Source organism: Maribacter arcticus (assembly GCF_900167935.1).
GTDB lineage: Bacteria > Bacteroidota > Bacteroidia > Flavobacteriales > Flavobacteriaceae > Maribacter > Maribacter arcticus.
Window position 1 is genome coordinate 553185 of record NZ_FUYL01000002.1, and the last position, 16625, is coordinate 569809.

Annotated in this window: 14 protein-coding genes; 7 read left to right on the forward strand and 7 right to left on the reverse strand. The window is 32.0% G+C overall.

Annotated features, from left to right (window positions below; translation table 11 throughout):
* Window positions 1-46 precede the first annotated feature (46 nt).
* From dcm to B5X55_RS05335, 4 genes are all read left to right on the forward strand, one after another.
* A complete protein-coding gene (gene dcm / locus B5X55_RS05320) occupies window positions 47-1276 on the forward strand; it encodes a DNA (cytosine-5-)-methyltransferase (protein WP_079511558.1) in 1230 nt (409 codons plus the stop codon).
* Window positions 1273-1881 carry a hypothetical protein gene (locus B5X55_RS05325; RefSeq protein WP_079511559.1) on the forward strand — a complete coding sequence of 203 codons (609 nt, stop codon included), beginning with the start codon at window positions 1273-1275 and terminating at the stop codon, window positions 1879-1881. Before dcm ends, B5X55_RS05325 begins: the two co-directional genes overlap by 4 nt.
* Window positions 1882-1935: 54 nt before the next feature.
* Window positions 1936-3360 carry a PQQ-dependent sugar dehydrogenase gene (locus tag B5X55_RS05330; protein ID WP_079511560.1) on the forward strand — a complete coding sequence of 475 codons (1425 nt, stop codon included), beginning with the start codon at window positions 1936-1938 and terminating at the stop codon, window positions 3358-3360.
* A gap of 104 nt (window positions 3361-3464) precedes the next feature.
* Window positions 3465-3839, forward strand: a complete 375-nt coding sequence (locus B5X55_RS05335; RefSeq protein ID WP_079511561.1) for a hypothetical protein — start codon at window positions 3465-3467, stop codon at window positions 3837-3839.
* Between the two features lie 51 nt (window positions 3840-3890).
* Here B5X55_RS05335 and B5X55_RS05340 read toward each other — a convergent pair whose 3' ends face one another.
* Window positions 3891-4334: a GNAT family N-acetyltransferase gene (locus B5X55_RS05340; RefSeq protein WP_079511562.1), complete on the reverse strand. Its 444-nt coding sequence runs from the start codon at window positions 4332-4334 to the stop codon at window positions 3891-3893.
* Window positions 4335-4444: 110 nt separating this feature from the next.
* Complete coding sequence (rpiB, locus tag B5X55_RS05345) at window positions 4445-4876, reverse strand: ribose 5-phosphate isomerase B (protein ID WP_079511563.1); 432 nt, start codon at window positions 4874-4876, stop codon at window positions 4445-4447.
* 646 nt (window positions 4877-5522) lie between these two features.
* On the opposite strand from rpiB, the gene rnr reads away from it, so the two are divergent.
* The 3 genes from rnr to B5X55_RS05360 all read left to right on the forward strand — a co-directional run bounded on the left by rnr (window position 5523) and on the right by B5X55_RS05360 (window position 9169).
* Window positions 5523-7715, forward strand: a complete 2193-nt coding sequence (gene rnr / locus B5X55_RS05350; protein ID WP_079511564.1) for a ribonuclease R — start codon at window positions 5523-5525, stop codon at window positions 7713-7715.
* Between the two features lie 89 nt (window positions 7716-7804).
* Window positions 7805-8482 (forward strand): head GIN domain-containing protein, encoded by a 678-nt coding sequence (locus B5X55_RS05355; RefSeq protein ID WP_079511565.1) that lies wholly within the window; start codon window positions 7805-7807, stop codon window positions 8480-8482.
* 6 nt (window positions 8483-8488) lie between these two features.
* On the forward strand, window positions 8489-9169 hold the full coding sequence (locus B5X55_RS05360; RefSeq protein ID WP_079511566.1) for a LysE family translocator: 681 nt from the start codon (window positions 8489-8491) through the stop codon (window positions 9167-9169).
* Window positions 9170-9214: 45 nt separating this feature from the next.
* Here B5X55_RS05360 and B5X55_RS05365 read toward each other — a convergent pair whose 3' ends face one another.
* The 5 genes from B5X55_RS05365 to B5X55_RS05385 form a co-directional block, all read right to left on the reverse strand.
* The gene (locus B5X55_RS05365; RefSeq protein ID WP_079511567.1) at window positions 9215-9721 is read right to left on the reverse strand and encodes an OmpH/Skp family outer membrane protein; all 507 of its coding nucleotides are present in this window, start codon (window positions 9719-9721) and stop codon (window positions 9215-9217) included.
* Between the two features lie 219 nt (window positions 9722-9940).
* Complete coding sequence (locus tag B5X55_RS05370) at window positions 9941-10795, reverse strand: class I SAM-dependent methyltransferase (protein WP_079511568.1); 855 nt, start codon at window positions 10793-10795, stop codon at window positions 9941-9943.
* A 54-nt stretch (window positions 10796-10849) separates the two neighbouring features.
* Window positions 10850-12718, reverse strand: a complete 1869-nt coding sequence (gene mnmG / locus B5X55_RS05375) for a tRNA uridine-5-carboxymethylaminomethyl(34) synthesis enzyme MnmG (protein WP_079511569.1) — start codon at window positions 12716-12718, stop codon at window positions 10850-10852.
* 5 nt (window positions 12719-12723) lie between these two features.
* Entirely contained in the window at window positions 12724-13143 is a 420-nt protein-coding gene (gene ybeY, locus B5X55_RS05380) for an rRNA maturation RNase YbeY (protein WP_079511570.1), read from the reverse strand.
* Window positions 13136-16603, reverse strand: coding sequence for a DUF4175 family protein (locus B5X55_RS05385; RefSeq protein ID WP_079511571.1), 3468 nt, complete (start codon window positions 16601-16603; stop codon window positions 13136-13138). Before B5X55_RS05385 ends, ybeY begins: the two co-directional genes overlap by 8 nt.
* Between the last annotated feature and the right edge of the window lie 22 nt (window positions 16604-16625).

A 16625-nucleotide genomic window follows, 5' to 3' on the forward strand; every position in this document is an offset into this window, starting at 1 on the left:
ATTTCAAATAGTATTAGCCTTGTGAATTTATGTAAATTTATCGCAAATGAAGAAACTTAAGGTCATAGAACTTTTTGCTGGTGTTGGTGGATTTCGCTTAGGATTAGAAGACTCAGACAACTATAGGGTGGTCTGGAGCAACCAATGGGAACCTAGTACAAAAACACAGCATGCATCATTAGTTTACGAAGCCCGGTTTGGAAAACAGAACCATAGCAATATGGATATTTCTGAAGTAGAAACGAAAGTAATACCAGATGCAGATATTCTAGTAGGTGGTTTTCCCTGTCAAGATTATTCTGTAGCTACTACCTTGCAAAATTCTAAGGGTTTAATTGGAAAAAAAGGGGTTTTATGGTGGAGTATTCATAGAATTCTTTCGGAAAAGAAGAATCCGCCCAAGTATCTTTTTTTAGAAAATGTAGACCGCTTACTCAAATCTCCATCAAACCAACGAGGACGAGATTTTGCCATAATGCTTAAAAGTCTTGACGATTTAGGATATGCTGTAGAATGGAGGGTAATTAATGCTGCAGATTATGGTATGCCCCAGCGTCGCAGACGTATTTTCTTCTTAGGCTATCACAAGTCAACGCCACTTTACAATCAATTTAAAAATATACCCCCAAAAGAATGGATTTTTGATTCTGGAACAATTTCATCTTCTTTTCCTATTACCGATACTTCAACAAAAATAGATTCATTTACCATTAATGAAGATTTGGTCGCGCTATCAGAAAATTTTAATGTGGATGGAAATTTATCCCCTTTTCAAAATACAGGTGTGTTTATAAAAGGAAAAGTTCATACTACTAAAACGCTACCTTATTTTGGTGGAAAGAAAACTGTTTTAAGTGATATTCTAGAAAAAGGAATAATACCCGATGAATTTTATATTGCTGAAGATCAGTTTGAAAAATGGGAATATTTAAAAGGTTCAAAAAAAGAAATACGAACAGCCAAGACAGGGTTTTCATATAAGTATAGCGAAGGAAGCATGATTTTTCCAGATGCTTTAGACAATGCTTCAAGAACAATAATTACCGGTGAAGGTGGTAAAAGTCCTTCTCGTTTTAAACATGTGGTTCAAACCAAAAAAGGGCTGAGAAGATTAACTCCTTTAGAACTAGAGCGTTTAAACATGTTCCCCGATGACCATACTGCCCTTGAAGGAATTTCTAATACCAAAAGAGCATTCTTTATGGGTAATGCCTTAGTTGTGGGGGTTGTTCAAAAAATAGCAAATGTTCTTGCTAATAAAATTAGTTCGACGTGAAAAGTAATTTCACATCTGATTTAAGAAAAGAGAAACAACTCTCTCGTCTTTTAGATGTGTATTATGAAAAAAGTTTAGTCTATTATGATACATGCCGAGTTCATGATATGAAAAGTCAAATGGCAGGTATTGATATTATGTTTACCCATAAGAAAACAAAAGTTATTTTTAATATTGACGAAAAAGCGCAATTAGATTATATAAATGAAGATTTACCCACATTCGCTTTTGAATTAGGCTACTATAAAGAAGATAAGTATAAAGAAGGTTGGCTTTTTAATCCATATAAGAAGACCGATTTCTACTCTTTAGCAACTGCCATATATGAAGATGAACCCAACATATTTACTTCATGTAAAGTAACATTGGTTAACCGAAAAATGTTGCTTTCTTTTCTAAATAAAAAAGCTATATCCAAAAAAGTTTTGACAGACTATTGTGATTCCAATATAGAGCACCACGGTAAATTAAAAATAAAGGAATTAAATACTAAATATGAAGGATATCTCTATTTTTCAAAAACCAATAAATCTGAAAAACCAATAAATCTAATTCTAAAATTAGAATTTTTAATTGACCTAGGGATTGCCAAGCGTTTGGTTTAAGGTATAGTTAAACTAAATTGTAGATTTATGTACTTTTAATCTTATTAAACACAAATGAAGAAAAGTTTATATTTTTTAATATCAATAAACCTCATTCTTTTATCCTGTAAAGAAAAAAAAGAGGTGGTTCCAAATGTAGAAACAGTTGTGACCACAAAAATATTAAGCAAGCCTATTTCTGATAAAAATAATGGTGGGCTATTTATCCCAAAAGGATTTGGAGCATTGGTGGTTGTTGATAGTATTGGGTCTTCAAGACATTTAGCCGTAAATGATAATGGGGATATATATGTTAAGTTAAAAGACCCAAAGGGTCCATTAGGTAATATTGCCTTAAGGGATACCACTAATAATGGAAAAGTGGATATTAAAAAGCGATTTGGTAATTATCCATATGACGGAGCTTTTGGGACTGAAATGCGAATACACAATGGTTATCTATATTTTAGTTCAGAACTGGTAATTTATCGTCAAAAACTGAGTGAAAAAAAATTAGTTCCAGACGGCAAATTAGAGGTTATATTAACAGATCAATACCCTATTCGTTGGCATAATGCAAAATCTTTAGCATTTGATGGTAAGGGTGGTATGTACGTTACCTTTAGTGCTCCAACAAATGCATGCGAGGACCCAAATTCTGTAGGTAAAATAAATGGGCTCAATCCATGCCCTATGTTAGATGTATTAGGAAGTATTTGGCGATTCGACGAAAATAAACTTAACCAAACTCAATATGACGGAGAAAACTATGCTACTGGTATAAGAAGTATTGTTGGTATTTCTTGGAATAGTATAGACAATTCTCTCTACGCTGTTCAACATGGAAGGGACTATTTACATAATCATGCTCCTAATATTTATTCTAAATGGGAGAATGCCGTTTTGCCTGCTGAAGAGTTTATGAAAATTGAAAAAGGAGATAATTTTGGTTGGCCTTATTCTTATTATGACCCTTTTAAAGAAAAAAGATTAATTGCCCCAGAATACGGCGGAGATGGAAAAACAATTACGGAAGATTACAAAAATCCATTAATGGGTTTACCTGCACATTGGGCTCCCAATGACCTTTTGTTTTACAAAGGTTCAATGTTTCCAAATAGATATAAAAATGGGGCTTTTGTGGCTTTTCACGGCTCTACCAATAGAAGTCCTTATCCGCAAGCAGGTTATATTGTTGCATTTTTACCTTTTGAAAATGGAACTCCAACCGGTGAATTAGAAGTTTTTGCTGATGGATTTACCGGAACTGATATAGTTGTTGATATGCAAGATGCAAAATATAGGCCTATGGGTCTTGCAGAAGGCCCTGATGGTTCTTTATATATTTCAGAATCAAAACAGGGAAAGATATGGAGAATTCTATTTGAAGGTGATAAACTTTCGTTTAACAAAACCAACCTTTTAGAAATGGAAAAAAGAAAAACAAGAAGTTATATTAAGACTCCAAATAAAGAAAATGACTTATTAAATATGAATTAGGCTTAAATCTATTGTTCGTTTTTAATAGTATTAATTAATCTCAACATATTGTTAATCAGCGTATAAAATTTGGAATTGTCATTTTTTTTATTATTTTACTAGGTATGGTAAAGTTAGAAAAGTTAGATAATACAGCGTTTTTAGAAAAATCAATTCAACATTTAGAGGCAACAGGTTTCGAGAATATAAAAGCTGATATGGAGGGCTATGAAACTCCTAAGTCATATTCTAGAAAAGGTAAAGAAGATCATATAACCCCAGATATTGTTGCTATTAAGGATGGTAGAAAATACTATTTCGATATTAGCCTTAAATCCCCAAAAACTAGGTTGCTAAAATCTAAATGGTTGTTTTTAGATACATTAAGTCGGATGAATTCTAACCGTTTTAGAATTATTACAACAAAGGGGCATTATAAATTTACAGATAGTATGTTAGAGGATATAAATTTGAGCAATAAAACTCCTATTAAAATATAAACGTACAAATTCATCTATGTATATAAAAATGCCCACTATTAGCGGGCATTTTTACTCTTTTACCATTGCAATATGGGGAATTCCATCTTCTAAATAACCTTCACCTATAGCTTCAAAACCGAGTTCTGTATAAAATTTATTAAGATACGTTTGTGCAGAAATTTTAATCTTTTGCTCCTTAAATTTATCATTAACCGCATTAATTGAGGCGTGCATGATATCTTTTCCATAACCATACTTTCTATGGTCTTTATGTACGGCAACCCTACCTATACTAGCTATATCAAAATAATCGCCCGGTTTAAAAATCCGAGTATATGCAACAACCTCGTTATTCTTTAATCCGATAACATGGAGTGACTTAGTATCCTTACCATCTAAATCTTGGTATACACAATCTTGTTCAACCACGAAAATTTCACTTCGTAATTTCAATAAGCTATACAATTCTTGAATAGTTAATTCGTTAAATTTTTTTACTTTAATATCTAACATAAATTGGTGTAATTAACTGGTTATGTTTATATCTATAATACACTAATTGTTTAAATTTTAATGAGTTACGTAAACCTTTTAAAGGTTATGAACAGATAAATAATAACTCTTTATTGAAGAGGAATTTTTTCAACTCTGCGCTCATGTCTTCCACCAGAAAAGGGAGTATTCAAAAATGTGGATATAATTTCAAGAGCTTGGGGTAAAGCTATATACCTTGCAGGTAAGCTTATTATATTAGCATCATTATGCTCTCTTGCTAGTTGTGTTATTTCTTTGGTCCAACATAAGGCAGCTCTCACATTTTGCTGTTTATTTGCTGTCATACAAGCCCCATTACCGCTACCACAAATTAAAATACCAAAATCAACTTTACCTTTCTCAACATCTTGTGCAACAGGATGCGCAAAATCTGGATAATCAACACTATCTGTTCCATCAGTACCGTGATTGGTTATTTCAACTTGCATAGATTTTAATAAACCAACAATAGCTAGTTTATATTCCGTCCCAGCATGGTCATTACCAATAGCTATCTTCATAAGCGTATTCTTAATAGGTTAATTGTTCATTATTTATCGTGCGGGGGATCGATAAATTGGAGGCTAAAGGTACAATAATCAAGCATTCACAACAAAATTTAAGCAGTTGACAACAATTGTTATCGTATAAAATATAATAGTTGTTAATTACTATGTTATAAGCTAGTTTACTTCATGCATAAATTGTTTAAAAAAACATGCTTAAAAATTTGCTTTTTAAAGTTGACATCTGCTTACACTTTTAATCTTCTAAAGAATAATTAAAATATTAGAAAGTATTAGTTGATTTTCATCAAATAAACTCCTCTCGTTAACATTAAAATTACATTTAGTTATTAATAATTTCATGTTAATAGAGGTTATAAACCGTTTCTGATAACTTCTCAAAATACTGATTTCCAATATACCATTAGGTTAAAGTTCTGTCAACAACTTTTAGTATCTCATAAAGTCAAGCAAAAATGAAATAAGTTATACCTGTTATTAACAGACTATAATAATCATCAAAATTTAATTTAATTTAAAAGAAAAAATGTGAATTATGATATATATGTTAATAACAACTCATTAGCTTATCTTTTCAATAAAAGGTTGACTAATAGGTAGTGGATTATAATTCGTAATTTTCCAACAAATAAAAAGTTTAATGTCAAAAAGAAATAAGAAGGCGAATAATCATAGAAAGAATGAAATTACAAAAGGAATTTTTACTGTTCTTGAAAAGGAACCTAGTAAAAGTTTTAATTACAAGCAGATTGCCGCAAAGATAGATATAACCGATGCTCAAGATAGAAATATCCTAATAAAAAGGTTAACTGAGCTAAAGGAAAAGAAGCGTATAGAAGAAGTTGACCGCGGTCAATATAAAGTATTAGAAAATACGAAGTCGTACCATGAAGGTACTGTAGATATTACAGGAAAAGGAAATGCATATATCGTTGTTGAAGGCATGGATGATGATATATTTATACCATCAAATAAAATAAATAAGGCTTTTCATAAAGACAAAGTAGAAGTTTATATCTACCCTAGAAGTAAAAGTAAAAAGTTAGAGGGCGAAATAGTAAGGGTTCTTGAACGATACAAAACAACATTTGTAGGTATTGTAGATATGCAAAAAACATTTGCTTTTGTAAGACCTACAGATTTTAGAATGTATACCGATATTTTTGTTTCAAAGGATAAATTAGGCGACGCAAAAGATGGTGAGAAGGTTTTGGTTGAAATTACTGATTGGCCAGATAATGTAGATTCACCATTTGGTAGAGTGACCGAGGTATTGGGTATACCTGGTGAGCATGATACTGAAATACATTCTATACTTGCTGAATATGGATTACCTTATTCTTTTCCAGCAGAAGTCCAACGTTTTGCCGATGGATTAGATACTAGCATTAAGAAAGAAGAAATTTTAAAACGTAGAGATGTTAGAGATGTTTTGACATTTACTATTGATCCTAAGGATGCTAAAGATTTTGATGATGCATTATCCTTTCAAAAATTAGATAATGGAAATTATGAAATTGGTATTCATATTGCCGATGTATCTCATTATTTAGAAAAAGAAACGATTTTAGATGATGAAGCATATGAAAGAGCTACTTCTGTTTATTTGGTTGATCGTGTAGTACCGATGTTGCCTGAAGTGTTATCTAATAATGCTTGTTCGTTAAGACCTAATGAAGAAAAGTATACATTTTCTGCAATTTTCGAGCTTGACGATTCTACTATGATAAGAAATCAATGGTTTGGAAGAACTGTAATTAATTCTAACGAACGTTTTGCATACGAAGAGGCCCAACATATAATAGAAACAGGTAATGGTCTTATTCCTCAAGATATATCTATTAGAGATACGTTTTATACTGTTTCTAATGAAGTAGTAGAAGCAACATTGATAATGGACAGATTGGCAAAGATAATGCGTGATAAACGTATGGATCAAGGTGCATTGTCTTTCGATAAAGTTGAAGTACGTTTTAATCTTGACGAGAATAGTGAACCAATTGGAGTTTATTTTAAAGAATCTAAAGATGCTAATAAGCTTATAGAAGAGTTTATGCTTTTAGCAAATAGAAAAGTTGCAGAATTTATTGGAAAGCAAAAACCGAAGAAGACTTTTGTATATAGAGTTCATGATGATCCTGATCCAGATAAACTAATGGCTTTAAACGGAATTGTATCTAAATTTGGACATAAATTAGATTTTAAGGATAAGAAATCTATTAGTTCTTCTTTAAATCAATTACTGCAAGATGTTAAGGGTAAAAAAGAGCAAAACATGGTCGATACTCTTACCATTCGTAGTATGAGTAAAGCTATTTATACTATTGATAATATTGGTCATTATGGTTTAGCTTTTGATTATTATACACATTTTACTTCACCTATCCGTAGATATCCTGATGTAATGGTGCATAGATTATTACAGCACTATCTTGATGGTGGTAGCTCAGCTAAGGAAGAAGAATTTCAGAAGAAATGTAAGCATTCTTCCGATATGGAATATTTAGCTTCTAGCGCAGAACGTGATTCAATTAAGTATATGCAAATCAAATTTATGCAAGATCATAAAGATGAGGAGTTTCGCGGTGTTATAAGTGGCGTTACCGAGTGGGGTATTTATGTTGAAATTATTGATAATAAGTGCGAGGGTATGATTCGTATTCGAGACATAAAAGGAGATTATTATATCTTTGATGAAAAGCAATATGCTATTGTTGGTGAACGTACCAAGAAGAAATATACACTTGGTGATGAGATAACCGTTATGGTTAAAAGTACCGATCTGATTAAAAGACATCTAGATTTTGCTTTGATTCCGGATGAGAAAAAATAATTTGGAACGAAATTTGGTATATGGTGGCTGTATTAGAAAAGCAATCTCTTAAATGTTGCTTTTCTTAAAAACAAATTTATACGTAAAGAATGAAACAAGTGCTAATTTTAATGTTTCTCTTCGGATGTATTTTGGTTACTGGCCAGGATAGTAAGGTTACTCATAAATTGGAACCCTTTAAGGAATTAAAGGGTTTTGATGGCCTATCTATTAATCTTATAAAATCTACTGAGAACAAGGCTATAATATCAGGTGAAAATACTAACAGTGTTGCTATTGTTAATGTTGATGGTGTATTAAAAATACGCATGCAAATAGGTAAGATTTTTAGTGGTTATAAAACTTTTGTGAATTTATATTATTCAGATAAAATTTTAGTTATTGATGTTAATGAAGATGCTCGTATAGTTACTGAAGAGATTATTAGACAAGATGTTTTAGAATTGAAAGCACAAGAAGGTGGTGAGCTTATTGTTAATGCAGAAGTGGAACAAATGCTAATCAAGTCTGTTTCAGGCGGGGTCATTAAAACAACAGGTTCTTCTAATTTACAGGATGTTCAAATTAATACGGGTGGTGTTTATGAAGGTAAAACTTTTATAACTAATTTTTCTACTATTAATGTAAATGCTGGATCTAGGGCTGAAATTAATGCTAAGGATTATGTAAAAGCTACAGTTAAAGCTGGTGGTGAGGTTTTAGTTTATGGTAATCCTAAGAAATTAGAAGAAAAAACTGTCTTTGGCGGCACAATAAAAAGAATGTAAAATTTTATGTTAGAAGATATACAGGCAGCAATTCCTTTAGGCTTTTTTTTAAGTTTTATGGTAGGACCTGTTTTTTTTGTTCTTCTGCAAACTAGTGCAGTCAAGGGTTTTAGGGCTGCTATTACATTTGATTTAGGGGTTTTGTTAGCAGATATATTATTTATTCTCCTTGCTTATTTTAGTAGTTTTCAACTCCTTGAAAATTTAAGTAATCAACCAGGTTTGTATGTTTTTGGAGGAGTTATTCTGTTGATTTATGGTCTTGTTACTTTTTTTAAAATTGATAAAAATGTAATTCCTGATGAATCTAAAAAAATTAGAAAATCAGATTTTTTAGGTTTATTTATAAAAGGCTTCTTATTGAACTTTATAAATATTGGAGTATTGGTTTTTTGGTTAGGAATTATAATTATTGTTGGACCTAGTTTGGACAATCAACCGAATCGTTTTTTTACTTTTTTTGCAACAGTACTACTCTCCTATTTTGTAACAGATATTTTAAAAATTTTATTAGCGAAACAGTTAAAGAGAAAACTTACTGCTAAGAGAATATTTTTAGTGAAAAAGGTTATTGGTGTTATACTTATTATTTGCGGTATAGTACTTACTGTTAAAGGTTTTCTTCCTAAGAATCAATTTAACATAGAACATGAGTTAGAGCGATTTGAACATAATATTGTAGAATAAAAAAAGCCGGTTATTAACCGGCTTTTTTAAGTTTTATTTTAAGTTTTATTTTTTATACTTATCATTAAGTAACTTAACAATCTCTTCTGTTAAATTATTAGCATCAGTACCATAAAGTACACTGCCACCATCACCCCCACCTAATATGTAAGAATAGCCTTTGGCTTTACCGTATGATTTTATTTCTTCTTTAACTTTTGAAACAATACTATCCATTTCTGTTTGTCCAGCTAATTGAAGTTGTTGATCTTGCTGTTGTAATTGTTGACCAATGATTTGACCTTTTTGTTGCATAGCTGCATACTCTTCTTGAGCTTTAGTTTGAGACATGGATTGTGCTTTAGCTTGAAATGCTTGTGCTTCCATTTGAAAGACCTGAGAAATACTATCTCTTTTTGAAGCTAATGCGTCAGCTTTAACTTTAAATTTTGACTCAACATCAATTTTTTGTTGATACTCATCCATCAACTTTACATTATCTACATATCCAATTTTTTCTTGTTGACATGAAGCCAATAATGCTACAACTAATAATACTATAATATTTTTCATTTGTTCATTTTTAAGTTGTGCAAAAGTAGTAAAGCTTTTTAAATTGAAATTATTTTTCTGGGGTAATATAAATGGGATAAAGCTTAGTATTGGTTTTTTTTATATTTAAGCGTAATTATATAGATAACCCCTATTTTAAAGACCTATTTAAAGCTCTTCTAAAGAAGTATTTTTAATTAAACAACACTGTACACTGTAGGCTTTAATAAAATCTCTTAATTAAGCTTTATTTGCTTTTTGTTCTCTTTTTAGCACATAAATAAGCGAAGAATACTCACTTGTACTCTTAGCTTTATAGTTTGATAACCATCCTTGGTAAAAGGCTTTAATATAATTTTGTTTTCCGTTTTTATATTTCTCTGACAATAGTGAAACATAGTATGAGTCAAATTTCATCGGTAATGTTTGAATCACTCTAAATTGATGTTCTTTAAATAATCTAGAAATTGCTTGTTGAGAAAAGTGCCATAAGTGTCTTGGGGTGTCGTAAGCGGCCCAATTTTCTTTATAGTGTTTCGCATCATTTGACTTAAAGTTGGGAACTGCAATTATTAAGGTACCTTCTTCTGTTAGTAGTTCAGTAATTTTTTTAATTTGGTTTTGTAAATCTGGTAGATGTTCCAATACATGCCATAACGAAATAACATTAAATTTTAGATTGCCTATATTGTCTAAAGCAGCCACTACATTTATGTTTTTTAATGTCGCTTTTTCTCGAGCTTTTAGGTTAGGTTCTACACCGAATGTTGACCAGTGATCATTTTTTGCCATTGCCAAAAACTCTCCTGTTCCGCATCCAATATCTAATAATGACTTTCCGTTATTTGAAAATTGATTTATCAATTTTGTTTTTTTTCGGAGCGTATGTTTTTTAATTATTTGATAAACCTTTTCAAATAAATTTTTTGCAGTATCTGAATGTGAAATGTAATTTGTTGTTTGGTAGTATTTCTCTGTTTTTTTTGGCTGAGGTATTGTTACTAGCATGTCATATTCATTATCTATTTCTAGAGAAAATTTTTCTTTTGTTATTAGATGATCTTTCGTTGTTAAAAGAATTTTGTTTTGTGACATGCTTTGGTGTTTATTATAACTTATTTTTTAATGTTCCACGTGGAACAATTTCTCCTACCGACCAAGGAAAACTAAAAGCACACTAATATCGCTTGGGGTAACTCCACTAATTCTTGATGCTTGTGAAATGGTTACTGGTTGTATTTTGGTAAGTTTTTCTCTAGCTTCGAATGAAAGTGATTTAAGTTTTGTGTATTCAAAATTTGCTGGAATTTTTACAGATTCTAGCCTATGAAGTTTATCAGCATTTACCTTTTCTTTTGCTATATAGCCTGAATATTTAATTTGAACTTCAGCTTGCTCTAGAACTTCGCTGTCAAATTTATTTCCGTTAATAAAACTAGAAACTTTATCTAGTTGTAACATGTGGTCCATGGTTACATTAGGTCTAGAAAATGCTTTATACATTTTGTCAGATTGTTTCACTAAGGCGGAGTCTACACTTTTTAAAATTGGGTTTATTTCATTTGGTAATACACTTGTTTCCTTAAAGAAATTTATTAGAGAATCTGATTGTTCTTGTTTCTCTTCCATTCTTTTCATACGATTTTCACTAGCTAGACCTATAGAATAACTAAGTGGTGTTAATCTTAAATCCGCATTATCTTGTCTTAATAGTGTTCTATATTCTGCCCTTGAGGTGAACATTCTATACGGTTCTTCAGTTCCTTTTGTAATAAGGTCGTCTATTAATACTCCAATATATGCTTCATCTCTTTTTAAAATTAACGGGTCTTTTTCGTTTAATTTTAAGTGAGCATTTATACCTGCCATTAAACCTTGTGATGCTGCTTCTTCATATCCTGTGGTTCCATTTATTTGTCCAGCGAAGTATAGATTTTGTATTAGTTTTGTTTCTAAGGTGTGTTTCAATTGTGTTGGCGGAAAATAGTCGTATTCTATAGCATAGCCTGGTCTAAAGAATTTTACTTTTTCGAAACCTACAACAGACCGAAGTGCTTTAAATTGTATGTCTTCAGGCAACGAGGTTGAGAATCCGTTTACATAAACCTCGACAGTTTCCCATCCTTCAGGTTCAATAAACATTTGGTGACTGTCCTTATCAGCGAATCTATTTATTTTGTCTTCTATTGATGGGCAATATCTCGGTCCTGTACTTTTTATTCTACCGTTGAACATAGGTGACCTGTCGAAACCTTCTCTTAATAAATCATGAACTAAAGCACTTGTATGGGTCATGTGACAATCACGTTGATGTGCTAAAGGTTTAGTATTGGTGTATGAAAATTTTTCAGGAATAGTATCACCTGGTTGAATTATCATTTTAGAATAGTCTAATGATCTACCATCTACTCTTGGTGGTGTACCTGTTTTCATTCTTCCACTTTGAAAACCAAAGCCTAGTAATTGTTCAGTAATTCCGGTTGCAGCTTTTTCGCCAGCTCTACCTCCACCAAATTGCTTCTCCCCAATATGAATCAAACCATTTAAAAATGTACCGTTCGTTAGGACTACTGCTTTTGATTTTATATCAATTCCTAAAGATGTTTTTACACCAACAATTTTGTTGTTCTCAACTAAAAGTCCCGAGACCATTTCTTGATAGAAATCAACGTTTGGTGTGCGTTCTAGCATCAACCTCCATTCTTCTGCAAAACGCATTCTGTCATTTTGAGTTCTTGGACTCCACATTGCTGGTCCTTTAGATTTGTTCAGCATTTTAAATTGTATTGCTGACTTATCTGACACTATACCACTATATCCACCAAGGGCATCAATCTCTCGTACAATCTGTCCCTTTGCAATTCCACCCATTGCAGGGTTGCAAGACATTTGCCCAATAGTTTGTAAATTCATGGTAATCAAAAGTGTTTTTGATCCCAAATTTGCTGCTGCTGCTGCAGCTTCTGCACCGGCGTGACCTCCACCAACTACGATAACATCATATTCTTCTCCAAACATATCTTCTATTGTTCCACGTGGAACAGCTTTATTTTTTCTTCTTCTTTAGCGCGCATTTCGGCAGTAGCTGCTTCCGATTTATCCGAATAACCCATAAGATGTAAAACCCCATGAACCATTACGCGTTTTAATTCATTGTCAAAGGAAACATTAAATTCCTCTGCATTCTCTTTTACACGGTCAATTGAAATGTATAAGTCTCCAGATATATTTTTTCCTGACACATAGTCAAATGTTATGATATCAGTTAAATAATCATGTTGAAGATAATCTTGGTTGATTTTTAGCAAGTAAGCATCATCACAGAAAATGTAATTTAATTCATGTATTAAAAAACCTTCTGTTTTACAGGTTTCTGTTATCCACAAATCATAGGTGGTTTCTGCGGGTAATTTGAAATCAATTAGGTAATTGTAGTTAATCATTAGCTTTAAAATACTCTTTAACCTTGTTTTGAAAATTTTGGCGCAAAGGTAAGCTTTGCCTATTTAAAATTTCAATTTCATTACGATAATTATCTAATAATGAGGGTTTAGTAGTAATTGGATTGGAAAAATCCTTTTGATTTGCCTTGCTTTCTCTTTCAGATTTCTTGCCTTGTTTCAAAGCTGCGTTCTCTAATTTCAGTAATTCGTATTGTATAGTGTTGGCTTTGTTGATGGTACGTTGTGTAATTCCGTTTTCCAACAGGTCGTTTTGAAAATCTTCCATCTGCCTAATTAACTTTTGACCAAGTTTTTGGTCACCTGAATTAATCATGTTTTGAAGCTGATTTTCTAGTTCTTGTCTAATTTTCTGTTGGCTTTGGTAGATTTCGTAAATTTCTTTTAGTTCAGCTTCACTCATTTTCCCTTGTCCCTGTCCGTTTGTACCTCCTTGCCCTTCTCCACTAGTGCCGGATTCACCGTTTTTGCCATTTTTTCCGCCTGTACCCTGACCACCTTCTCCGTTCTCACCATTTTGGCCATTTTTCCCTTCAGAACCTTGTTTTCCACCTTCCCCTTGCTCACCACCTTCTCCTTTTTCACCTTTTTTTCCTTGACCGCTCTCTCCCTCTTGTCCTTCTTTGCCCGATTTTCCTTGGCTACCCATTTTTTCACCTAACTGTTGTTGTCCCTTGATGATATCAGGTAATTGAAAACCGCCTTCGCTTTGTCCAGAACCTTTACCCATTTGCATACTTTGCTGCATATTGTCCATAACTTCAGCTAGAAAATCTGCTAAATTATTTGCGGCCGTAAGTACATATTTTTGATGTGAAATGCCTTGGTAAATTTGACCGTCGGCCATAGTTTCCAATGATTTGTCAATATTATAATAAACTTCTGTTATTTGCTCATTAACAAATTCAGATAGTTCAGCCTGTCTTAATGATAATGCAAATAGACTATCGTCTACATGTTCAAAAAGACCTCTTAATTCATTTTGATCACGAACTGTTTCAGAGTATTGAGTAGCATCTTGGTCTTCTTTTTGTGCTAGTTTATCAAAAAGTGATTCTTGTTTAAAAGAGAATATGATAAGATTGTCTAATATTTGTCTTAGCATTTCTGCATCTTCCGCAACCGAAGAGCCACCACCACTACTTGAAGATGATTCACCTAATTGTTCGCTCATTTCTTTCATTTTATCTGCTGCAGATTTTTGTTTTTTGTTTGCCTTGTCGTTTGACTCAGGTTGTTCATTACCTTGTTCTTTTTTTTGTAGTTCTTCTAAAGCTGCTTTTTGATCATCCTTTACACCTTCTTTTTTAGTGTTATCAATTTTTAAATCAATTGGTTTTTTTAGCTTTTCATTATCCTTATTTAAAGCATCTAGTTCGTTAGAAAGCTCATTGAATTTTTCATTCAATTCTTTTTGTTTTTCTGGCCTATTTTCAGTCTTGCCTTTCGTGGATAGACTTTCTTGTTTTTTTGATAATTCTTCTAAATCTCTAGATAATTGAGAAGCTTTTTCCGTCACATAATACCGTTTGGTCAATTCTAATAATTGTTCTAAACTTCGCTCACTGTTTTGTTGCTTTTTCCCCAATTCTTCTAGGCGTTTAGCCAAATGTTCTTTGTTTATTTTATCTGCTATTTTGTTCAGTTCTTCAAGTAGTTTTTCGTTTTTCTTAGCCTCTATTTCTTGTCGCTCTAATCGTTCTTGTAACAATTGGTTTAATTTGTTATCACTGTCTTCCTTTGCTAAATTTTCTTTAAGCTCTTTGCTAAATTTTTGCATAAACTGCTCTTGTCGTTCTTGCTTCTGTAGAAAGTCTTTTATCTGATTTTGATCATTAAAATTTAAGCTACTTTTTTCTTTTTGATTTTGATTTAATTCTTCTAATGATTCTTTCTGTTCTTTGGCTCTTTCCAAAGACTTATCTAAATCTTTAATCAAAGATTGTTGGAATTCTAAATCTTTATTTTTTAATTGATTTTCGTCAAGGATTGTTTGTTGAAATACCTGACTTTTTACAGATTTACCATTGTGTATAGCATCATTGTCGGTTATTTTAAAATAAAAGCCATAATCTTTACCTGTCTCAATGTCTAAACCAGAAGGAAATGTATAATAGAACTGTTCGTAATTTGATGAAGGCTTTACCAATGAAACTAGACTCTCTTCTTTCTCGTTTGTTATTTCAAAATAGACGACCTCTATTTTACGTAGGCCGTAATCATCTGTAGCACTGCCACTGAAATAGGAAATGTTAGGATTAATAGTATCAAGTATTTGATTTACTTTAACTGTAGGATACGCATCTTTTATAATTTTAAAATCAAAGGATAATCGTTCATAATTGGCAATATTTTTATTTGTAGTAGTTAGTTGATAGCTCAAATCATTATAGATCCTCTTCTCTAGCCTAAAAGCATTATTTACTTTTAAAAATGGTATTGAAGTATCTTTTTGAATGAGATTAATCTTATCGGTATGTTTTCCTTCTATTTTCCAAGTTACTTTCGTTCCTTCGGGTATTACAGCGTTCCCCGTGCTTTTTATAGTTTCATTTTGTTTATTTAAGTAGGTGGGATAACTTAAATTCATAGTGAAATCTACTATGGATGGAGTTTCTAGAGCGACTAAGGTATATTCACGAGAATTGACTTCGTTTGCGCTAAAACTAAATTGTGTTGTTTTTATAGGAGGCGCAAATGTGTGAACATAAAAACCATTTTCAAGTTGAAGTAAAATGGTTTGACCATTTATTTCTATGAATACATTTTCCGGTTTAATAGCTCCTTTCGTAGCTACCTGAATGGTGAATGATTCATCTTGAAGAATATTGAGATTTGAAGACAATAATTCAAAACGAAAAGGGGCTGGTTTCTCAAAAGCCATTTCATAATTAACTACACGCTCATAGGTTCCAAAGAAGGAATCCCAGTTACCAGTAATGTAAAGTGTAGTAATTAGGAGTAAGGGTATGAGTGAGTATTTAATATATTTGGCTGCGTCTTTATAATTAATTGCATTTGAAAATGGTATAGGCTCCATTTGCTTTGAACGCTGTGAAATACTGGCCAGTAAAAGCTCAGATTGTTTTGGGTCTTCAGCCAAATCTAACAGATTGATTAGTTTATCACCTACTTCGGGAAAATGTTTTCCAATCATTGAAGCCGCATCCTTAGTACCTATCCCTGTTTTGAGTTTTAAGAGATAGAAAATCGGAACCATGATATAGCGGAAAAGTAAATAAAGTTCAGTAACTATAAATACACCGAACAGAATCATTCTGCCCAGGGTATTTAGCCATAAAAAGTATTCTACACCTAATACAATTAAAAAAAATAAAAATCCGAAAGCAAAAAACAACAAAACACCCTTAAGTAAAACTTGAGAGTAATGTTTTTGAATAAACTTATTCAATCGGTCTAAAATGTGGTTGAAGTCTTGCAATTATCGATTTTTATACCAAGAT